At 72.4% G+C, this 20,670-nt stretch carries 20 protein-coding genes; 6 read left to right on the forward strand and 14 right to left on the reverse strand.

Annotated elements, in window-relative coordinates:
* Positions 1-11 precede the first annotated feature (11 nt).
* A complete protein-coding gene (locus ACZ6D7_RS20035) occupies positions 12-746 on the forward strand; it encodes a gamma-glutamyl-gamma-aminobutyrate hydrolase family protein (protein ID WP_469492064.1) in 735 nt (244 codons plus the stop codon).
* Here ACZ6D7_RS20035 and ACZ6D7_RS20040 read toward each other — a convergent pair.
* The gene (locus ACZ6D7_RS20040; RefSeq protein WP_469492066.1) at positions 743-1,666 is read right to left on the reverse strand and encodes a LysR family transcriptional regulator; all 924 of its coding nucleotides are present in this window, start codon (positions 1,664-1,666) and stop codon (positions 743-745) included. The genes ACZ6D7_RS20035 and ACZ6D7_RS20040 overlap by 4 nt on opposite strands.
* 70 nt (positions 1,667-1,736) lie before the next feature.
* Here ACZ6D7_RS20040 and ACZ6D7_RS20045 point away from each other — a divergent pair, with 70 nt between their 5' ends.
* Complete coding sequence (locus ACZ6D7_RS20045; protein WP_469492068.1) at positions 1,737-2,903, forward strand: TDT family transporter; 1,167 nt, start codon at positions 1,737-1,739, stop codon at positions 2,901-2,903.
* Here the strand turns inward: ACZ6D7_RS20045 and ACZ6D7_RS20050 are convergent.
* From ACZ6D7_RS20050 to ACZ6D7_RS20065, 4 genes are all read right to left on the reverse strand, one after another.
* Positions 2,815-3,534 carry a helical backbone metal receptor gene (locus tag ACZ6D7_RS20050; protein WP_469492070.1) on the reverse strand — a complete coding sequence of 240 codons (720 nt, stop codon included), beginning with the start codon at positions 3,532-3,534 and terminating at the stop codon, positions 2,815-2,817. The genes ACZ6D7_RS20045 and ACZ6D7_RS20050 overlap by 89 nt on opposite strands.
* Positions 3,534-4,100: a helix-turn-helix domain-containing protein gene (locus tag ACZ6D7_RS20055; RefSeq protein ID WP_469492072.1), complete on the reverse strand. Its 567-nt coding sequence runs from the start codon at positions 4,098-4,100 to the stop codon at positions 3,534-3,536. Before ACZ6D7_RS20055 ends, ACZ6D7_RS20050 begins: the two co-directional genes overlap by 1 nt.
* Before the next feature lie 435 nt (positions 4,101-4,535).
* A complete protein-coding gene (locus ACZ6D7_RS20060; RefSeq protein WP_469492074.1) occupies positions 4,536-6,350 on the reverse strand; it encodes an ABC transporter permease/substrate binding protein in 1,815 nt (604 codons plus the stop codon).
* Positions 6,343-7,425 (reverse strand): quaternary amine ABC transporter ATP-binding protein, encoded by a 1,083-nt coding sequence (locus ACZ6D7_RS20065; RefSeq protein WP_469492076.1) that lies wholly within the window; start codon positions 7,423-7,425, stop codon positions 6,343-6,345. Before ACZ6D7_RS20065 ends, ACZ6D7_RS20060 begins: the two co-directional genes overlap by 8 nt.
* 245 nt (positions 7,426-7,670) lie before the next feature.
* On the opposite strand from ACZ6D7_RS20065, the gene ACZ6D7_RS20070 reads away from it, so the two are divergent.
* Positions 7,671-8,576 carry a 5'-3' exonuclease gene (locus ACZ6D7_RS20070; protein ID WP_469492224.1) on the forward strand — a complete coding sequence of 302 codons (906 nt, stop codon included), beginning with the start codon at positions 7,671-7,673 and terminating at the stop codon, positions 8,574-8,576.
* A gap of 149 nt (positions 8,577-8,725) precedes the next feature.
* A complete protein-coding gene (locus ACZ6D7_RS20075) occupies positions 8,726-9,571 on the forward strand; it encodes a siderophore-interacting protein (RefSeq protein ID WP_469492078.1) in 846 nt (281 codons plus the stop codon).
* 123 nt (positions 9,572-9,694) lie between these two features.
* On the opposite strand, the gene ACZ6D7_RS20080 is transcribed toward ACZ6D7_RS20075, so the two are convergent.
* The 3 genes from ACZ6D7_RS20080 to ACZ6D7_RS20090 form a co-directional block, all read right to left on the reverse strand.
* A complete protein-coding gene (locus ACZ6D7_RS20080) occupies positions 9,695-10,471 on the reverse strand; it encodes an ABC transporter permease (RefSeq protein WP_469492080.1) in 777 nt (258 codons plus the stop codon).
* On the reverse strand, positions 10,468-11,490 hold the full coding sequence (locus ACZ6D7_RS20085) for an ATP-binding cassette domain-containing protein (protein ID WP_469492082.1): 1,023 nt from the start codon (positions 11,488-11,490) through the stop codon (positions 10,468-10,470). Before ACZ6D7_RS20085 ends, ACZ6D7_RS20080 begins: the two co-directional genes overlap by 4 nt.
* Positions 11,491-11,658: 168 nt before the next feature.
* Complete coding sequence (locus ACZ6D7_RS20090; RefSeq protein WP_469492084.1) at positions 11,659-12,279, reverse strand: PadR family transcriptional regulator; 621 nt, start codon at positions 12,277-12,279, stop codon at positions 11,659-11,661.
* A gap of 230 nt (positions 12,280-12,509) precedes the next feature.
* Between ACZ6D7_RS20090 and ACZ6D7_RS20095 the strand changes: the two genes are divergently transcribed.
* Positions 12,510-14,078, forward strand: a complete 1,569-nt coding sequence (locus ACZ6D7_RS20095; RefSeq protein ID WP_469492086.1) for an amino acid permease — start codon at positions 12,510-12,512, stop codon at positions 14,076-14,078.
* Between the two features lie 36 nt (positions 14,079-14,114).
* Here ACZ6D7_RS20095 and ACZ6D7_RS20100 read toward each other — a convergent pair whose 3' ends face one another.
* Entirely contained in the window at positions 14,115-14,696 is a 582-nt protein-coding gene (locus ACZ6D7_RS20100) for a GNAT family N-acetyltransferase (protein WP_469492087.1), read from the reverse strand.
* 110 nt (positions 14,697-14,806) lie between these two features.
* Here ACZ6D7_RS20100 and ACZ6D7_RS20105 point away from each other — a divergent pair, with 110 nt between their 5' ends.
* The gene (locus ACZ6D7_RS20105; protein ID WP_469492088.1) at positions 14,807-15,760 is read left to right on the forward strand and encodes an RluA family pseudouridine synthase; all 954 of its coding nucleotides are present in this window, start codon (positions 14,807-14,809) and stop codon (positions 15,758-15,760) included.
* A gap of 46 nt (positions 15,761-15,806) precedes the next feature.
* Here ACZ6D7_RS20105 and ACZ6D7_RS20110 read toward each other — a convergent pair whose 3' ends face one another.
* The 5 genes from ACZ6D7_RS20110 to ACZ6D7_RS20130 form a co-directional block, all read right to left on the reverse strand.
* On the reverse strand, positions 15,807-17,309 hold the full coding sequence (locus ACZ6D7_RS20110) for a cytochrome P450 (RefSeq protein ID WP_469492089.1): 1,503 nt from the start codon (positions 17,307-17,309) through the stop codon (positions 15,807-15,809).
* Between the two features lie 142 nt (positions 17,310-17,451).
* Complete coding sequence (locus tag ACZ6D7_RS20115; RefSeq protein ID WP_469492090.1) at positions 17,452-18,072, reverse strand: GTP-binding protein; 621 nt, start codon at positions 18,070-18,072, stop codon at positions 17,452-17,454.
* Positions 18,053-18,511, reverse strand: a complete 459-nt coding sequence (locus tag ACZ6D7_RS20120) for a DUF742 domain-containing protein (protein ID WP_469492092.1) — start codon at positions 18,509-18,511, stop codon at positions 18,053-18,055. The genes ACZ6D7_RS20115 and ACZ6D7_RS20120 overlap by 20 nt, the downstream gene beginning before the upstream one ends.
* Positions 18,508-18,915 carry a roadblock/LC7 domain-containing protein gene (locus tag ACZ6D7_RS20125; protein WP_030795547.1) on the reverse strand — a complete coding sequence of 136 codons (408 nt, stop codon included), beginning with the start codon at positions 18,913-18,915 and terminating at the stop codon, positions 18,508-18,510. Before ACZ6D7_RS20125 ends, ACZ6D7_RS20120 begins: the two co-directional genes overlap by 4 nt.
* Entirely contained in the window at positions 18,912-20,471 is a 1,560-nt protein-coding gene (locus tag ACZ6D7_RS20130; protein ID WP_469492094.1) for an ATP-binding protein, read from the reverse strand. Before ACZ6D7_RS20130 ends, ACZ6D7_RS20125 begins: the two co-directional genes overlap by 4 nt.
* Positions 20,472-20,670: the final 199 nt, after the last annotated feature.

Here is a 20,670-nt window from a genome sequence, read left to right on the forward strand (position 1 = left end):
CGGGAGGGCGGATGACGAACGGCGGACGGCCGCTGATCGGCGTCAGCACGTATCTGGAGGCCGGGGCGCGCTGGGGCGTGTGGGAGCTGGACGCCGCGCTGCTGCCGGCCGGCTATCCCCGGCTGGTGCAGCGGGCGGGCGGCCTGGCGGCGATGCTCCCGCCGGACGCGCCGGACCACGCCGCGGCCACGGTCGCCCGGCTGGACGGCCTGGTCGTCGCGGGCGGACCCGACGTGGAGCCGGTGCACTACGGCGCGGAGCGCGACCCGCGCACCGGCCCGCCGGCCCGGGAGCGGGACGCGTGGGAACTGGCGCTGATCGACGCGGCGCTGGCGGCGGACGTCCCGCTGCTCGGCATCTGCCGGGGGATGCAGCTGCTGAACGTCGCGCTCGGCGGCACGCTGACCCAGCACATGGACGGGCACGCGGAGGTCGTCGGCGTCTTCGGCCACCACCCGGTCAAGCCGGTCCCCGGCACGCTGTACGCCGGTGTCGTCCCGGAGGAGAGCGCCGTACCGACCTATCACCACCAGGCGGTGGACCGCCTCGGCTCGGGCCTTCTCGTGTCGGCCCACGCGGCGGACGGCACCGTCGAGGCGATCGAACTGCCGACCGCTGCGTGGGTACTGGGTGTGCAGTGGCATCCGGAGATGGGGGACGACGTGCGGGTGATGGAGGCACTGGTGCGCGCGGCCACACCCGTGGGCAGAGGCGGGGGCCAGGGCCTGGGCCTGGGCCTGGGCTAGCCCCGGGTCAGCGACAGCAGTTCCCGCGCCGGCCCCGTCGGCCGGTGTCCCGTCGGCCAGACCGCGCGCAGGTCGCGGGCCAGGGCCACGCCCTGCACCGGTATGGCGACCAGGCGGCGCAGCGCCAGTTCCTCCCCCACCGCGAGTTCGCTCAGGACGGCCGGGCCGGCTCCGCTCACCGCGGCCGCCTTCACCGCGGTCGTCGAGGACAGCTCGATCAGCGGCCGGGCCAGGCCCCCCAGCGCGGTGTCCAGGACCTGGCGGGTGCCGGAGCCCTTCTCGCGGAGGATCAGCGGGGTCGACGCCAGCTCGGACGCGGACAGGGCGCGCCGGCGGCGGGCCCAGGCGTGCCCGGGGGCGACCACCACGACCAGGTGGTCGTGGGCGATGACCGCCGAGTCCAGCCCGCCGGGCACCGTCAGCCCCTCCACGAACCCCAGGTCCGCCTCCCCGGACAGCAGCCGCTCGGCCACCCCCGCCGAGTTGCCGGCGTGCAGCGAGACCGCCGTGTCCGGGCGCTGCGCGCGCAGCGCCAGCAGCCAGCCCGGCAGCAGGTACTCCGCGATCGTCATGCTCGCCGCCACCCTGAGCCGGGAGTCCCGCCGGTCCCGCAGCGCCTGCGCCCCCGCGTCGAACGCCTCCGCCGCCTCGACGATCCGCCGCGCCCAGTCGGTCACCAGCGCACCGGCGTCCGTGAGCCGCGACCCGCGCGGCGAGCGGTCGACGAGGGCCACGCCCAGCTGGCGTTCCATGGAGCGGATCCGGCTGCTCGCGGCGGGCTGGGTGATGCCCAGCTCCCGCGCGGCCGCGCCGAGGCTGCCCAGCCGGGCCACGGCCAGCAGCAACTCCAGCGCCCCGAGGTCCGGGACCCGGTGCGCGATGGAACCGACGACCCCGGGCTGTTCCTCCGCACTCCCCATAAGGCCAGTTTATGCCCCCATAGAGACATCCTCCCTGGTCGCGGACGCGCGCCCGCGCGACCGTGGAGCCATGGTCACCGCAGCCCAGCCCCTGTCCGTGCGCCCGCGCCCGCGGGCCGCAGCCGTCCGCCACCTCGGCCCGAACTGGTACGCCACGGTCATGGGCACCGCGATCGTCGCCACCGCGGGGGCCGCGCTCCCCTTCCCGGTCCCGGGGCTGCGCCCGCTCTGCACGGCCGTCTGGGCCCTCTCCCTCGCCCTGCTGGTGACTCTGCTGACCGCCCGGGCCCTGCACTGGCGCCACCACCGCGACCAGGCCCGCGCCCACCTGCTCGACCCGGCGACGGCGCCCTTCTACGGCTGTCTGGCGATGGCGCTGCTGGCCGTGGGCGGCGGTGCCCTCGCCGTCGGCCGGGACTGGATCGGCACGCGGGCCGCGGTGGCGCTCGACGCCGTGCTGTTCACCGCCGGTACGGCCGTGGCGCTCACGGCCGCCGTGGCCGTGCCGTACCTCATGGCCGTACGCCATCGGGTGGCGGCCGCTCAGGCGACGCCCGTGTGGCTGCTGCCGCTCGTCGCGCCCATGGTGTCGGCGGCCGTCGGGCCGCCGCTGGTGCCGTATCTGCCGGCCGGGCAGGCCCGCGAGACGCTGCTGCTCGCGTGCTTCGCGCTGTTCGGGCTGAGTCTGCTCGCGACGCTGCTGATGCTGCCGGTGGTCTTCGCCCGGCTGGTGACCGGCGGGCCGCTGCCGCTGGTCCTCACCCCGAGCCTGTTCCTCGTGCTCGGTCCGCTCGGGCAGTCCACCACCGCCGCCGGGAAGTTCGCGGAGGTCGCGCCGGGGGTCGTGCCCGGCGCGGACGGGCGCGCCTTCGCGGTGTTCGCCGTGCTGTACGGGGTGCCCGTGATGGGGTTCGCGCTGCTGTGGGCGTGCCTGGCCACCGCCCATGTGGTGCGCGCCCGGCGGCACGGCATGGGCTTCGCGATGACCTGGTGGGCGTTCACCTTCCCGGTGGGCACCTGTGTCACCGGCGCGGCCGCTCTGGCCCGGCACACCGGGCTGGTGGCCTACGGCGTCCTGGCCGGTGTGCTGTACGCCGTCCTGGTGGGCGCCTGGATCGTGGTCGGTGCGCACACCGTGCGCGGGCTGGTCAGCGGTGAGCTGCTCGCAGGGCCTCGCCCAGCACCCGTGGCGCCTCGGCGAGCGACGGTCCGTACCACGTCAGGTGCCGTCCGCTGACGAGCGCGCAGGACAGGCCGGGGAAGGCCTCGGGGCCGTCGTCGGCGGTGAAGCGGTAGGGCTCGTCGGGCAGGACCACGAGGTCGGGTGCGGCGGCCCGGAGCTCCTCCAGGGGGATCCTGGGGTAGCGCTCCTCGTGGCCCGTGTACAGGTGGTCGACGCCCAGCCGGGCGAGCACGTCCCCGGCGAAGGTGTCCCGGCCCAGCACCATCCAGGGGCGGCGCCAGACGGGGACGACGGCCGTGGCGCGGGCGCCGGGCGGCCCGGCCTTCGCCCAGGTCTCCTCCGCCTCGTCCAGCCAGCGCGGTCTCGACGGCGCCCCGCACGCCGTCAGCACCCGCGTCAGCTCCGTGAAGGCCTGCGGGACGTCGCGCACCTCGGTCACCAGCACCGTGGCGCCCGTGGCCCGCAGGGCGGCCAGGTCCGGCTCCCGGTTCTCCTCCTCGTTGGCGATCACGAGGTCCGGGGCGAGGGCGGCGATCCGTTCGACGTCCGGGTTCTTGGTGCCGCCGATCCGGGTGACCCCGAGGTCCGCCGGACGGGTGCACCAGTCGGTGGCGCCGACCAGGACGCCCGGCACCGACACGGCGACCGCCTCGGTGAGCGACGGCACCAGGGAGACGACCCGCACTACCGCTTCCGGTCCCGGACCGCCTCGATGTGCTCCGCGACCGCGACGACGACCACCCGGGTGTCCGGCTCGGTGGCGCGCCAGCGGTGGCGGACACCGCCGGTGAGATACAGGGTGTCGCCCCGGCCCAGCCGGTAGGCGCGGCCCTCCGCCTCGATCTCCACGGCGCCGTCGGCGACGTACATCAGCTGGTCGTTGCGGTACTGGAATTCACGGCCCGCGTCCTGCTCGCCGGTGAACTCCGAGGCGTGCATCTGGTGGTGACCGCGCACCAGGGAACGGGAGCGCGGCTCCGGGCCGGGCTCGGTGATCTCGGCGCGGACGACGTCGACGCTGCACGCCGGGTCGGCGGCGGCGAGGAGTTCCACGGCGGTGGTGCGCAGGGCGTCGGCGAGCTTCTCCAGGGAGCCGGTGGAGGGCCGCGCCCGGTCGTTCTCGATCTGGCTCAGGAACGGGACCGACAGGCCGCTGCGCTCGGCCACGACGGCGAGGGTGAGCTCCAGGGAACGGCGGCGCCGCCGTACGGCCGCGCCCACGCGCAGGGGCTGTTCTTTGTGGTCGCCCATCGCTCCGGCTCCCTCCTTCGCTCGTCGTCCGCTCGTCGTCCCGGCTCTCGCGCGGCGCTCTCGCGCGCCCGGCTCCGGGCGCCCGTCCTCTGATGAGTTCTCTGCACCCTACGCATGTTCGGCAAACCGTTTCATGTGCCCGTCACATCGAGGACACACCGGGTGACGCACGACCCCACAGATCGCGCCAGTCGATCAGCCCCCTGACCCGGCGGGCAGGGGTCCACGCCCCTCTCTTCCGGTTCAATGCGCGGACGGCCGCGAGTGTTCCCGCTCGTGACCGTCCGCGCAAGGACTCCGGCCGGGGTGAGGACGTAGCTCTGCGTGGTTGGCCGGATCCTTGCCGTGGTGACGGCATGAGGGGCGGGCACCGGCGCACGCCCTCGGACGTGTGCCGGTGCCCGCCCCTCGACAGGCGGTCACGGGGCTGTCAGGTCACCCGGCCGCCTGGCTCTTCTCCCCCGAATCGGCCACCGGTACCCACTTCTCGACGAGACCGGGGTGTTCCTTCAGCCAGGTACGGACCGCGTCCTGCTCGTGGCCCTTGCCGGCCTTCTGGATCCGCGCCTCCAGGCCGGTGAGCTGCTCCTCGGTCATGGAGAAGTCCTTCAGCCAGGCGCCGACCTCGGGGTGGTCGGCGGCGAGGTCCTCGCGGGCGATGGTGTGCACGCCGTCGCCCGCGCCCCAGGCGCCCTGGGGGTCCTTCAGCTTCTTCAGGTCGTACTCGCTGTACGCCCAGTGCGGCGACCAGAGGGTGACGACGATCGGCTCCTTCTTGGCGTACGCGCGCTCGAGTTCGGCGAGCATCGCGGGGGTGGAGCCGTCGACGACCTTGTAGTCGCCGTCGAGGCCGTACTGCTCGAGGACCTTGTCCTTGAGCAGGCCCGTCATTCCGGCGCTGGGCTCGATGCCGGTGATCCGGCCGCCGAACTCGGAGGCATGGGCCTTCAGGTCCGCCAGCGAGTTCACGTCCTTCACGTACGAGGGGACGGTCAGCTCCAGGGAGGTGGGGCCGTACCACTTGCCGAGGTCGGCCAGCTGATCGCCGTACTTCTTCCAGTACTCGGCGTGGGTGGTGGGCAGCCAGGAGTCGGTCTGGAAGTCGATCTGGCCGGTGGCGAGGCCCGTGTAGAGGGGGCCCGCGGCGTACTGGGTGGTCTTCACCTCGAAGCCGCGCTTCTCGAGCAGTTCCTTCCACAGGAACGTGGAGGCGATGCCCTCGTCCCAGGGGATGTAGCCGATGCTGATCTCCTCGCCCTTGCCGACGTCCGTGGCGGAGGCCTCGGCGGTGCCGGAGCTCGAGCCGAAGACGCCCATGCCGCCGGCGACGAGCGCGAGGACGACCACGCCGACCACGGCCACGGCCGCGCGGGGACGGTAGGTCCACACCGTCGGACGGGCCTTCGCGGCGGCACGGCGGCCGAGCGGGGAGATCCGGGTGCCGAGGGCGCCGGTCATCCGGTCCAGGTAGATGGCGAGGACGACGATGCCGAGTCCCGCCTCGAAGCCGAGGCCGATGTCGAGCTGACCGATGGCCTCGTTGACGGAGCCGCCGAGACCGCCGGTGCCGACCATGCCGGCGATGACGACCATCGACAGGCCGAGCATGATGACCTGGTTGACGCCCGCCATGATCGTCGGCAGGGCGAGCGGCAGCTGGACCCGCAGGAGGGTGTCGCGGGGGGGCGTACCGAACGCCTCGGCCGCCTCGACCAGCTCGGCGTCGACCTGGCGGATGCCGAGTTCGGTCATGCGCACGCCCGGGGCGAGGGCGAAGATCAGGGTGGCGACGACACCGGCGGGCACGCCCATGCCGAAGAACAGGATCGCCGGGATCAGCAGGACCATCGACGGCATCGTCTGGAGCAGGTCCAGGACGGGGCGCAGGATCGTGCCGACGGTCCGGGAGCGGGCGGCCCAGATGCCCAGCGGGACGGAGATCGCCAGGGCGATCACCGTGGCGACGAGCACCAGCGACAGGGTGGACATCGCCTCCTCCCACAGGTCGAGGGAGTCGATGAGCGCGAACCCGGCGAAACCGAGCACACCGGCGACCAGGCCGCGCAGCCACCAGGCGAGCACGGCGAGGATGCCCGCGAGCAGCAGCGGCTCGGGGGCGGTGAGGACGGCGTCGAGGCCGTCGTACATGCCTTCGACGATCGTCTTGATCGCGTCGAAGAGCCAGGACATGTGGGTGACGAGCCAGTCGACGCCGGAGTCGACCCAGTCGCCGAGTCGGAGCCTAGGCACGGGCCACCTCCTTGTCGTCGGTGCGCGGACTGTCGCAGCGGGTCTCCGTCGCCCGCTCGTCGCCGAGGAAGCCGACCAGGCGCCGGCGGGGGACGACGCCGACGAGGGCACGGCCGGCGTCGAGGACGGCGACCGGGTGCGGCACGCGGGCGCTGAGCGCGCACAGCGCGGTGAACGGGGTGTCGGGGGTGGCGGTCTCGCAGCCGCAGTCGGCCTCGTCGCCGCGGACGTCGGTGTCCATGACGGCCGAGGCGGTCAGGACACGGGAGCGGTCGACGTCCTGGATGAAGGAGGCGACGTACTCGTTCTCGGGGCGCAGCAGGATGTCCTCGGCGGTGCCGGTCTGCACGATGCGGCCGTCGCGCATGACGGCGATGCGGTCGCCCAGGCGCATGGCCTCGTTGAGGTCGTGGGTGATGAAGACGATGGTCTTCTTCAGGGTCTGCTGGAGCGTCAGGAGCTGGTCCTGCATGTCACGGCGGATCAGCGGGTCCAGCGCGCTGAAGGATTCGTCCATCAGGAGCAGGTCGGCGTCGGTGGCGAGGGCGCGGGCGAGGCCCACGCGCTGCTGCATGCCGCCGGACAGCTCGTCCGGCCAGGACTTCTCCCAGCCGGCCAGGCCGCACAGCCGCAGCGCCTCGGCGGCGCGTTCCTCGCGTTCGGGGCGGGGGACGCCCTGGACGGCGAGGCCGTAGGCGGCGTTGTCGAGGACGCTGCGGTGCGGGAAGAGCGCGAAGTGCTGGAAGACCATGCTGATCTTCCGCGCGCGGACCTCGCGCAGGGCACGGCCGGTGAGGGCGGTGAGGTCCTGGCCGTCGAAGAGGACGCGTCCGGCGGTCGGCTCCAGCAGCCCGTTGAGCATGCGCAGCAGGGTGGACTTCCCGGAGCCGGACAGGCCCATGACGACGAAGATCTGGCCGGGGTCCACGGTGAAGGAGGCGTCGATGACGGCGGCGGTGGTGCCGTCGGCGCGCAGCTCCTCCCGGTCGGCGCCGCCGCGGAGCCGTTCGACCGCCTCTTCCTCTCGTCTGCCGAACACCTTGAAGAGATGTTCGGCCTCAAGCCTGGATGACACACGTACCTCATCGTTCGGGGACAGGACAGGAGCGGTGTCGGCTTGTGCTGATGCAAAAGCGAACGGTTGAACGTGCAACCCGGCACCGCTCCGACGCCGCGCCTGCCCTGGTCCGATGGGGTCAAACGTACGAGTGGTCCGCCTCACAAAAGGTTTGGGCGGAGATTCGCGCGTGCCACGGGAGTGAATACCGACCGGTCACATGGGCGGCCGTGCGGCATGATGCGAGCGTGACCGGACGACTGATGCTCCTCGACACCGCCTCGCTCTACTTCCGCGCCTACTTCGGCGTCCCGGACTCGGTGAAGGCACCGGACGGCACGCCCGTGAACGCCGTGCGCGGTCTGCTGGAGTTCATCGACCGCCTGGTCAAGGACCACCAGCCCGACGAGCTGGTGGCCTGCATGGACGCCGACTGGCGCCCGAAGTGGCGGGTCGACCTGATCCCCTCCTACAAGGCGCACCGGGTCGCCGAGGAGCGCGCGGCCGGCCCGGACGAGGAGGAGGTGCCGGACACGCTCTCGCCGCAGGTGCCGGTCATCGAGGCCGTCCTGGACGCGCTGGGCATCGCGCGGGTGGGCGTCGCCGGGTACGAGGCGGACGACGTGATCGGCACGTTCACCGCGCGGGCGCGCGGCCCGGTCGACATCGTCACCGGCGACCGCGACCTCTACCAGCTGGTGGACGACGCGCGCGGGGTGCGGGTGCTGTACCCGCTGAAGGGAGTCGGCACCCTCCAGCTGACGGACGAGGCCTGGCTGCGTGAGAAGTACGGCGTCGACGGGCGCGGTTACGCGGATCTGGCGCTGCTGCGCGGCGATCCGAGCGACGGCCTGCCGGGCGTGCCCGGGATCGGTGAGAAGACCGCGGCGAAGCTGCTGGCCGAGTTCGGCGACCTGGCCGGGATCATGGCGGCGGTCGACGACCCGAAGGCGAGGCTCACGCCGTCGCAGCGCAAGCGGCTCGACGAGGCCCGGCCCTATGTCGCCGTGGCGCCGACGGTGGTCCGGGTGGCCGACGACGTGCCGCTGCCGGACGTGGAGACCGCGCTGCCGCGTTCGCCGCGCGACGGGGCGACACTGGAGGGGCTGGCGGAGCGCTGGGGACTCGGCGGATCGTTGCAGCGGCTGCTGACCACACTGGGCGCGTAAGCATTGCTCTCGCACAGGGGAATGACATGCGCCATGGCGGAAAGTCATCCTCGGCGAATGAGGTGAATCAACCTCTCGGAGGGGGAGCATCACCGGGGGGAGGGATGCTAACTTAGGTAAACCTAACCATACCCACATGGGAGGCCGTTATGGCAGAGCGCCCGGCACGGAAGCCGCGGACACCCCATTCCGCGCAGGTCGTCCGCACGGAACGGCTGACCCCGCACATGCAGCGTGTGGTGCTCGGCGGTGACGGCCTGGCCGATTTCGCGGTGGGCACCTGCACCGACCACTACGTCAAGCTGCTCTTCGGCCCCGAGGGTGTGACCTACCCGGAGCCCTTCGACCTGGAGCGGATCCGCGCGGAGTTCCCGCGTGAGCAGTGGCCCGTGACCCGGACGTACACCGTGCGCCACTGGAACGCCGAACACCACGAGCTGACCCTGGACTTCGTCATCCACGGCGACGAGGGACTGGCGGGACCATGGGCGGTGCGCGTCCAGCCGGGCGAGACCGTGCGCTTCATGGGCCCCGGCGGCGCCTACGCGCCCGACACGGCCGCCGACTGGCATCTCCTCGCCGGCGACGAGAGCGCCCTGCCGGCTATCGCGGCCGCCCTGGAGGCGCTGCCGTCCGGTGCCGTGGCGCACGCCTTCATCGAGGTCGCGGGCCCCGAGGAGGAGCAGAAGGTCGACTCCGACGTGGAGGTCACCTGGCTGCACCGCGGCGAACGGCCCGTCGGCGAGAGCCTCGTCGAGGCCGTCCGCGCGCTGGAGTTCCCCGCGGGCCGCGTCCACGCCTTCGTGCACGGCGAGGCCGCGGCCGTGAAGGATCTGCGCCGGATGCTGCGCGTCGAGCTCCAGATCCCCCGCGAGGACCTGTCGATCTCCGGCTACTGGCGGCTCGGCCACAACGAGGACGGCTGGCAGGCCTCGAAGCGGGAGTGGAACGCGCGCGTGGAGCAGGAGCAGGAGGGCGCGGCGCCGGCCGCCTAGCCCGGACGGAAGCGGCCCGCACGCGTGGCGCGGGCCGCCGGTCGGACCGTACGCGCTACGGCGATCCGGCCGGCCGAACCGAACGCGCTCCACCGATCGGGCCGCCGGTGTGGACCGGACGCGCTACACCGACCTCTGGTACGACCGGAACGTACGGATCGACAGCCACACCGCTGCCACCGCCAGCGCGAGCAGCGCTCCGCCGCGGCCGAGCACCGCGCCCCGGTCGGGGTCCGCGGACAGTGCCGAACGGCCCGCGACCATCGCCCAGTTCAGCGGATTGACATCGGCGACGTGCCGCATCCACGACGGCATCTGGGCCGGCGCCATGAAGGCGGAGGACAGAAACGTCAGCGGCAGCAGCAGGAACGTGTTGATGCCGATGATCGACTCCCGCTCCCGCACCAGCATCCCGAGCGCGTTGGACAGCGCCCCGAACACCGTGCCCAGCAGCACCGAGGCGACGACCAGGACCAGGACACCGGTGACACCGCCCGGGTAGTCCGCGCCGCCCAGCAGCCCGAGCAGCACGATGACCACCGACTGCAGCGCCGTGACGATGCCGTTGTGCACGACGTTGCCGTTCATCAGCGCGGCCCGGCTCGCCGGGGTGGTCAGGAAACGGTTGAGCGTGCCGCGCTGGATCTCCTCCAACGTGCCCATGCCCGCCCACATGTTGGAGCCGAGCGCGCTCATCACGACCACGCCCGGCACCAGGTAGTCGAGGTAGGAGGCCGTGCCGAAGCCGCCCAGCTCGACGACGTTCCTGAACAACGCGCCGAACAGGAACAGCCAGATAACCGGCTGGATCAGCGTGATCACCGCGTAGGCGGGCTGGCGGGCGAACACCATCAACTGACGCTGGGTCATGTACCAGGTCTGGGTGACGGCGGTACTCATCGCGCACCTCCGGCCAGGACGAGGGAGTCGGTCCCGGTGCCGGTGTCTGCCTCCGCGTACCTGCGGCCCGCGTACCTGAGATACACGTCGTCGAGCGAGGGCCGGGCGACGGTCGCGGTGGCGACGGCGGCCCCGGCCCGCTCCAGCGCGCCGAGCAGCGCGGGTACGGCGGCCGCCCCGTCGTCGGCGCGGACGCTCACCCGGTGCCCTTCGCAGAGCACCTCGCGCACGCCCGGCAGGCCGCCGAGGGCGCCGTCGAGCAGCGCGCGCCCCGTCTCGCCGAGCGGGGTGCGCAGTTCCACGTGCACGGCGTCGCCGCGGAGTTCGCCCTTGAGGGAGTCGGGGGTGCCGGTGACCACGACCCGGCCGCGGTCGACGATGGCGACGCGTTCGGCGAGCCGGTCGGCCTCCTCCAGGTAGTGCGTGGTGAGCAGGATGGTGAGGCCGTCCTCGCCGGCCAGCCGGCCGATCTCGTCCCACATCGCGGTGCGGGCCTCGGGGTCCAGACCGGTGGTGGGCTCGTCGAGGAAGAGCACCTCGGGCCGGTGCACCAGCCCCAGCGCGACGTCGAGGCGGCGCCGCATCCCGCCGGAGTAGCCCTTGACCGGGCGCCGGGCGGCCTCGGTGAGCGTGAAGCGCTCCAGCAGCTCGCCCACCCGCCGGTCGAGGTCGGTGCCCCTCATGCCGTACAGCCGGCCCTGGAGGCGGAGGTTCTCCCGGCCGGTGGCCACCGGGTCGGCGCCGGAGTTCTGGGCGACCACGCCGATCGCGCGGCGCACCCGGTCCGGATGGCGCAGCACGTCGTGACCGGCGACGGTGGCCGAGCCGGAGTCTGGGCGGGCCAGGGTGGTGAGGATCTTGACGGTGGTGGACTTGCCGGCGCCGTTGGGGCCGAGGAGCCCGAAGACGGTGCCGGCCTCGACGGTGACGTCCATGCCGTCGAGGGCGGTGACGCCGCCGGGGTAGGTCTTGATCAGCTGTCGCGCCTCGACCGCGGGCGCGTGGTGCGTAGTCGTCACGGTACTGCTCTCCTGTGTGAGCGGATATGACTGCTGATCCGCCGGGAGAGCACCGGGCTATCCTGGGTGTGCCGCACCTCGATCGCCCGGAGCTGCCTCACGGCGGATTCGGTTCGGGGTTCGGGACCCCGGCGGACTGCTGCAACAGCCCTGCCGGGGTCCTTCTCATCAGCTGAACTCGGCCGGCAGCTCCCCTGTCTCGTGGAACCGCCGCCACTCCTCCACGCCGGGCAGCGAGCCCTTGCGGATCTCGTCGAGGAAGCCGCCGACCCACTCGGCCTGCGCCTCGACCATGTGCAGCTGGTACTCGACCTCGACGAGGAAGAGCCTCGGTACCGACTCGGACACCTTCTCCAGCGCGCCCCGGCCGCTCGCCAGCTGCACCTCGAGCGAGCTGAGCCGTGTCTCCAGCAAGCCGACCACCTCGTCAGGCGGCAGCGCCGCCATCAGCGAAAGGGCCGTCTCGAAGATCGGGTACTCCTTCGCCGGGATGGCGATCAGGTCGGACAGCCACTCGGCCATCTCCTCACGCCCGGCCTCGGTGAGCCCGTAGACCGTGCGCTCGGGGCGGTTGCCCCGGCGCTCCACACCGGTCACCTCGATGAAGCCGTGCTTCTCGAGGTTCTGCACGACGGTGTAGAGCGAGCCGTAGTTCGTCTTCGTACTGGTGTCCTTGCCCTGGGTGCGCAGGGTCTGGGCGATCTCGTACGGATGCATCGGCTTCTGCAGGAGCGTCGTCAGCACGGCCAGCGCCAACGGGTTGCTGAGCTTGCGGCGCTTCCTCGCCACGGTGACCACCACCTCGCATCCGAATATCCGTAGCCGAACATATCGCGATCACCTTGGACGGGTCAATACACACGACATATCGCGATCTGGTGAATCGGCGCGATCGAGCGAATCCCTTGGCGGCGTGAGGACTTGGGCCCGCCCCCGACACGGCGGCGTGACGCGCACGAAACAGGCCGTCCCTAATTTCTGTCGCCCGACAGGAATTCGCGCCCAAGGCAGGTGCCGCCGTGACGACCACCTCTCCCGCCGACGTACATCCCGACCCACCGCACGCCCCCGACCCCGACGACGGCTCCCTCGCCGAGTTCGGCTACCGCCAGGAACTGCACCGCAGCCTGGGCCGGTACGCCTCGTTCGCCGCCGGGTTCTCCTTCATCTCCGTCCTGACCACCGTCTTCCAGTTCTTCGCCTTCGGGTACGCCTTCGGCGGCCCCGTCTTCTTCTGGGCCTGGCCGGTGGTGCTGGCCGGGCAGTTGCTGGTCGCCGCGTGCTTCGCGGAACTGGCGGCGCGCTATCCGATCTCGGGCGCGATCTACCAGTGGTCGTCACGGCTGTCGACGCCGGCCTTCGGCTGGTTCGCGGGCTGGATCATGGTGATCGGGCAGATCGTGGTGGTCGCCGCGGCCGCCCTGGCGCTCCAGATGGTGCTGCCCGCGATCTGGTCCGGTTTCCAGCTGATCGGCACCGACCCCGCGCCCACCTCACCGGACGGCGCGGCCAACGCGGCGCTGCTCGGCGTGGTCCTGCTGGCCCTGACGACCCTGGTGAACGTCCTCGACAACCGGGTGATGTCCGTGATCAACCGGGTCGGGGTGACCGCCGAGATCATCGGCGCGGTGCTCATCGTCGTGCTACTGCTCACCCACTCCGAGCGCACGCCGACCATCACCTTCCACACCGAAGGGGCCGCGCAGAACGGCCTGTTCGGGGCGCTGCTCGTCGGTTCCTTCACCGCCGCCTACGTGATGATCGGCTTCGACAGCGCGGGCGAGATGAGCGAGGAGACGCACCATCCGCGCCGTACCGCGCCCCGTACGATCCTCACCGCGCTCGGCGCGGCCGGGCTCCTCGGCGGCCTGATCGTCCTGGGCGGACTGCTCGCCGCCCCCAGCCTCACCGACGGACGCCTCGGCGTCGACGGGCTCTCCTACGTCCTCACCAGCAGCCTCGGCGACGGCGTCGGCAAGGCACTCCTCGTGGACGTGGTGGTCGCCATCACGGTGGCCACGCTCGCCATCCAGACGGCGGCCTGCCGGATGCTGTTCTCCATGGCCCGCGACGGCCAGTTGCCCTTCTCGGCCCGCCTCGCGCGCGTGAACTCCCGTACCGGCATGCCGAGCGCGCCCGCCCTGGTCGTCGGCGTCCTCGCCGCCGCCCTGCTGCTGCTCAACTTCGCCTCGCCGGACGCCTTCCTTGCCATCGGCACCACCTGCATCGTGATGCTGTACCTGGCGTACGCGATGGTCACCGGGCCGCTGCTGGTGCGCCGGCTGCGCGGCGGGTTCTCCTCGGCCGGCCGGGACGAGACCGGCGCCCCGCTGTTCTCCCTGGGCCGCTGGGGCGTCCCCGTCAACGCCCTCGCCCTGGTCTACGGCCTCCTGATGGCCGTCAACCTGGCCTGGCCCCGGGCGGCGGTGTACGACCCGACGGGCGGGCACTGGTACTTCCAGTGGTTCACCGTGCTGTTCCTGGGCGCGACGGTGGCGGCGGGGGTGGGCTTCCGGGCCTACCGGCGGCGGACGGCGCCGACGGCCGTACCGGAGACGGCTGCCGCGGCCACGACCGCGACACCGTAGCCGTGGCGGCAGGGCTGCCCCACGCGCGTGTGGGGCTCAGTCGCCCTGTACGCGCGCGTGCAGGTGCATGTCGTGCCAGCCGTCCGGGTGGAGGTTGGCGCTGCGCTTGGTGCCCTCCAGGGTGAAGCCGGCCTTGGCGGCGACCCGGCAGGAGGCGGTGTTGGCGCTGGCGTGCAGCAGCTCCAGGCGGTGGAAGCCGATCGCGTCGAAGGCCCAGCGGGTGAGGGCGGTCGTGGCACGGGCCGCGACGCCCCGCCCGCGGGCCGCCGCCGTGGTCCAGTAGGCGACCTCGGCCACGCCCTCGCTCAGCAGGATGCAGCGCAGCGCCACCCGCCCGAGCAGCCGGTCGGTCTCGGCGTCGACGACGGCCCAATGGGCGTCGCGCTCGGCGTCCCAGGTCGCACCCCACTGCTCTATCCACCCGGCGGCCTCCGCCTCGGAGTCGCAGGACCTGAGGTGCCACTGGTGCATCAGCGGGTCCTGGAACGCGGCGTGGACGGCGGGGGCGTCCGTGGCCCGCCAGGGGCGCAGGACCAGCCCGTCGCCGGTGGGGAGCACGGGCTGCGGGGCTCCGGAGAGGGATCCCGCGGGCAGGACGAGACCGGTCGTGAAAGGCATGATCCGCATCCTGCCAACGCTCCTCGGGCCGTCCAACGGGTTTTCCTGTCCCCTGGGCCGGATCTGGAGCCCCCGTAGGCCTGATCCCGAGCCCCGTAGGCTTGATCCCGATGAGACGCCGTACCCCTCCCCCGCCCTCCCCCCTCCCGCAGCGCGACGGGATCGACGCGGTACGGGTGCGGCTGCCGGGCGAGGGGCACTGGGCCACCGTGCGCGAGCATCTGGTGGAGCGGCTGAGCGGGGCCGGGCCCGGCGTCGTCGACGGGATGCTGCGGGCCGGGCTGATCGTCGGGGCCGACGGGACGCCGGTGGCGCCGGACGCGGCGTACGTGCCCGGGATGTTCGTCTGGTTCCACCGGGAGCTGCCCGCCGAGGTGCCGGTGCCGTTCCCGCTGGAGGTGGTGCACCGCGACGCGCACATCGTCGTCGTCGACAAGCCGCACTTCCTGGCCACCACCCCGCGCGGCAGCCATGTCACCGAGACCGCGCTGGCACGGCTGCGGCGGGAGCTGGGCATCCCCACCCTCGGTGCCGCGCACCGCCTGGACCGGCTCACCGCCGGGCTGGTGCTGTTCACGGTGCGGCCGCAGGAGCGCGGCGCGTACCAGACGCTCTTCCGCGACCGGCGGGTGCGCAAGGTGTACGAGGCCGTCGCCCCGTACGACGCCTCGCGGGCGTGGCCGGCGACGGTGCGCAGCCGGATCGTGAAGGAGCGCGGGACGCCGGCCGCGTACGAGGTACCGGGCGAGCCGAACGCGGTCAGCCGGATCGAGCCCGTCGAACACAGGGCGGACGGGCTGGCCCGCTACCGGCTGGTGCCGGAGACCGGGCAGACCCACCAGCTCCGGGTGCACATGACCGCGCTGGGCGTGCCGATCCTCGGCGACCCGCTCTACCCCGAGGTGACCGCCCCCGTGCCGCCCGGCGACTTCCGGCGCCCGCTGCAACTGCTCGCGCGGGAGCTGGAGTTCACCGATCCGGTCACGGGGGCGGAGCACCGGCTGCGGAGCGGCCGGGTCCTCGACGCGTGGGCGTCGTACGACCGGTGGGCCGCGGGCGGCTGACCGCGGCCCACCGGGCCCGCCACCGCCCGCCGCCCACCCGGGCCGGTCAGTACCCGCGCCACCAGGCCAGGAACCGCTGCCACGCGTTCGGCCTGCGGGCCGGCTGCGCGGCCGTTTGCGCGGCCGTTTGCGCGGCCGGCTGCGGTGCCGGCTCGGGCCGGGGCGCGACCTGCGGCTCCGGGGCGGGCGGGGCCGGCTTCGGGTCGATGAGCAGCGGACGGACCACGCGCTGCGGCGGCACCGCGGCGCTGGGCCGGAGCGTGACGTCCTGCTGGGGCCTGGGCTCGAAGTGCACCGGCAGGGCCACCAGGTGCCGGGAGGCGATGGAGGTCGTCCAGCGCAGCTCGTCCTCGTCGCAGTCGAGCTGGATGTCCGGCAGCCGGGTCAGCAGGGCGTCCACGCCGACGTCGGCGATGGCGCGGCCGATGTCCTGGCCCGGGCACTCGTGCGGACCGCTGCCGAAGGCGAGGTGCGAGCGGTTGCCCCGCATGTGGGCGGAGAGGTCGGGACGCACCCGCGGGTCGACGTTGCCGGGGGCGGGCGCGAAGAACAGGCCGTCGCCCTTGCGGATGCGCTGCCCGCCCAGCTCGGTGTCCTGCTTGGCGAAGTAGCCGAGGACCGTGCTGAACGGCGGTTCGTCCCACAGGGACTGCTCGACCGCCTCCGGCACCGTCATCTCGCCGCCGTTGAGCTGGGCGAGGAAACGCGGGTCGGTGAGGACCATGCGCAGCACATTGGACAGCAGGTTGACCGTGGCCTCGTAGGCGGCGAAGAGCACCAGGCGCAGATGCTCGCGGACCTCGTCGTCGGTGAGCCCCGCCGGGTGGGCGATGAGGTGACTGGCGAAGTCCTCGTCGGGCTGGGCGCGGCGGCGGCTGGTGAGCCTGCTCAGCGCGCCCACGACGTACTCGTGGCTGGCGAGGGCGGTCTCGCTGCCCTTGAGCGCGTCCCGGGCGGCGGCGACCATCCGGTCGTTGTACTCGTCGGGCATGCCGAGGATCTGGCACAGCACCGCCATGGGGAGGTGTTCGGCGAACTGGCCGACCAGCTCCGCGCGGCCCTGCTCGCAGAAGCGGTTGACGAGGGCCTGTGTGGCCCGGTGGATGTACCGGCGGGTGCTGCGGTCGTCGATGGTCACCATGGCGGAGGTGACCGCGCCGCGCAGCCGCTTGTGCTCGTCGCCCTCGGCGTGTGCGCAGATGGGCTGCCAGGCGATGTGCGGCATGAGCGGGTGGTCGGGCCTGACCCTGCCGTCCTGCTGCGGGGCCCAGACGCGGGTGTCCTTGGTGAACTGCGAGGGCGTGCGCGTCAGCTGGAGGTTCTCGGCGTGACCGAGGACCATCCACATCGGCAGGTCGTCGTGGATCAGGACCGGGGCCACGGGGCCGTACTGCTCGCGGAGCTGCTCGTACAGCTCGCCCAGGTCCTGCGCGCCGGGGCCGTAGAGCCGGGTCAGTCCGCCGGGGCCGAGGCTGTGCGCGGGGCAGCCGGGCGGCGGGTCGACGGCGAGGTCGTGCGGACCGCTGGTGGTGGGGTGTTCAGGCGTCACAGGGGTCGCTCCGAAACTTTCTGGATCCGGTGTCGGGGGTGTACGGGGAGTGCGGGGTGTACGGGGAGTGCGGGGTGTACGGAGGGTGCGGGGGCGTGCGGGGAGGTGGGAAAGGCGAAGGAAGTTCAGGTGCGGCTGTTGCTCAGACGCGGTTGTTGCTCAGCGCCAGGGCGTGCAGGAAGCGCATCAGGGTCATGAGGACGTCACGGCTGGAGGCCCGGCGGCGGGCGTCGCACTCGATGATCGGGATCTCCGGGGCCAGGTCGAGCGCGGAGCGCAGGTCCTCGACCGGATAGCGGGGCCCGTCGGGGAAGTTGTTGACGGCGACCACGAAGGGCACGCCGCCCTCCTCGAGCCGGCCCATGACCTCGAAGCTGACCTCCAGGCGGCGGGTGTCGACCAGGACGACCGCGCCCAGCGCGCCCTCGAAGAGGCCCTCCCACAGGAACCAGAAGCGTTCCTGGCCCGGGGTGCCGAAGAGGTAGAGGACGACCTCTTCGGTGATGCGGATCCGGCCGAAGTCCATGGCCACGGTGGTGGCGGTCTTGGTCTCGGAGCCGTAGTCGTCGTCGACCCCGATGCCGGCCTGGGTCATGGTCTCCTCGGTGGTCAGCGGTTTGATCTCGCTGACGGAGCCGACCATGGTGGTCTTGCCGACGCCGAAGCCTCCCACGATGACGATCTTGGCCGCGGCCGTGGTGGTGTGCGGCAGCTGGTCCTCGGAGCGTGGGCCGGGGATCGTGTCAGAGGCGTTGAAGTCCATGCATCACCGCTTCGAGAAGTGAACGGTCGGGGAGCTGCTGCCGGACGATCGGGGCGCGTGCCTGCACGAGTTCCGCCGCCAGCATCTCGGTGAGCAGCACCGTCACCACGCTGAACGGCAGGCTGAGGTAGGCCGACACCTCGGCCACCGCCAGCGGGGCGCCGCACATCCGCAGCACCGCCGTCTGTTCGGGGCTCGCGGACGAGGGCGCCTCGGCACACGCCACGATTAAGGTCACCAGGTCGAGGGGCGCGCGCTCGCCGTCGGCCCCCGTGATGACGTAGAGCCGCTCCGGGTTCTTGCCGTCCCCCTCCTGCTCGGACGGGGCGGACGGGTCGAGCTGCTCGGGCAGATCGGGCAGATCGGGCCGTGGGGCCGGTTCGGGCCGCGCGGACGGTACGGGGAGGGGTTGTCGCCGACGGCGTTGCGGAGGCGTCATACGGTCTGCCCGTTGCGCCGGGGCGGACTGGTCAGATGGGCGCCGATCCGCACGACGAGGTCGCGCATCATGCCGCTCATCCGGCCGGCCTCGCAGCGCACGTCGGCGAGGACGGCGAGATAGGCGTTGGCGCCGGCGGACATCAGGTAGAAGTAGCCGCCGTTCAGCTCGATCATGACGAGGTTCATCTCGCCGTCGCTGGAGTGGATCTCCTGGGCGACGGCGCCGGCCAGGCTCTGCAGGCCGGCACAGGCGGCGGCGACGCGGTCGGCGGCGTCGGGGTCACCGGCGTAGCGGGCGATGCGCAGTCCGTCGGCCGAGAGCACGACGATCATCTCGATGCCCGGAACGCCGTCGTAGAGCTCCTTGAGCAGCCAGTCGAAGTTTTGGCGCTGCTGGATCACGTGAGGTCCCCTTCATCGTCGGCCTCGGTCTTGGCCTTGTCTTCGATCAGGTGCAGGTAGGCGGTGGGGTTGCGGGTGAAGTCGGTCGGGTGCACACCGGGTGGGGCCTCCTTCTTCAGGCCCTCCCAGAACGCCTCGAACGCCAGTCCCGGCTCGGGCTTCTTCTTCTCGGGCGCGGGCTCCGGCTCGGGCCGGGCGAACGGGTCCGGCTCGCCCGCGCGTTCGGCGGCCTGCGCGGCGTACGCCTCGCGGTAGCGCTGGGTGATGGAGATCGTCGACTTGCTGCGGCGCTGCGGCAGCCCCTGCTCGGTCCACTCGGTGACCTCGGGGACGTCGTCGTGCAGCGAGAGGTTGGCCGGGATCTTCGGGTTGGTGGGGCGGCGCTTCTTGGGCGGGCGCTTGGGGCCTTCCAGGGCGCCCAGGTCGATCTGGGGGACGGCGGTGGCGCCGATGCCGTGCGCGAAGCCGGGGGCGGGGTCGGAGGTCATCATCTCGCTGGGCACGATGAGGACGGCCCGGACGCCGCCGTACGCCGACGTACGCAGCGAGACCTGCAGGTTGAACGACGTGCACAGCCGGCCGACGACCGCGAGGCCGAGGCGCGGGGCACCGCCGATGTCCTGGATGTCGACGCCGCGCATGGCCTCTTCCAGCATCTTCTCGGCCTTGAGGCGGGCCTCCTCGCTGAGGCTGACGCCGGCGTCCTCGATCTCGATCGCGATGCCGGTCTGCACTTCGACGGCGTTGACGTGCACCTTGGTCTGCGGCGGGGAGAAGCGGGTGGAGTTGTCCATGAGTTCGGCGAGCGCGTGGATGAGCGGCTCGACCGAGAGCCCGCGGATGTTGACCTTGGCGATGGAGTCCAGCTGGATGCGCCGGTACTCCAGGATCCGGGACATGGCGCCGCGCAGCACGCTGTACAGCGGGACCGGCTGCGGCCAGCTGCGCCCGGGGCGGCCGCCGCCGAGCACGCCGATGGAGTCGGCGAGGCGGCCGATCAGCGAGGTGCCGTGGTCGATGCGCAGCAGGTCGTCGAAGACCTCGGGGTTGCGGCCGTGGTCCTCCTCCATCTCCCGCAGTTCCGCGGACTGCTGGTGGACGATCGCCTGGACGCGGCGGGCGACGCTGACGAAGGCACGCTGGGAGGAGTCGCGCAGGGCGTCCTCGTGGTCGACGATGTCGAGGATCTTCTTGACCACCGCACGCTGGGCGTCGTCGAGTTCACGGAAGAACGGATCACGCTCGTTCAGGTGCAGCATCACCTCCCTGGGGGAACTTCCGCCGCGCAGCCAGGTCACGGCGGTGGGCACGTAGTCCTGGGCGATGCGGCGGTTCTCCTCCTGGTGGGCGGCGACGCGCCGTTCCAGGTAGGCGACGCGCTGCTCCTGCCGGGCGCGCTGTTCGCCCAGCCGCCGGCCCTGGCGCAGCGCCTGGGCCCCCGCCGCGGTCACCAGAAGGGTGGCGACGGCTCCGCAGACGCCGACGGCGAGCCGGGCGTGCGCCGCCACCAGGGCGACGGCGGCTCCGGTCGCCGCGGCCGTCAGTATCGCCGGCATCACCATCAAGCGCGCCAGGGGAAGTTCTCGGCGACCGGGTGGGGACTGAACTCTCGCCATGTGGGCACCCTCTGTAGGGATCTGTCGGCATCTTCGGAGTATTTGGGAACAAGCGCACGAATACAGCGCAACTCGGTGCGCCGCGGGCGAGCTTAGTCCGACCGGATCATCGCTGTGTCATATTCAGCAACCGCCTGAA

The organism is Streptomyces sp. NPDC041784 (assembly GCF_055591025.1).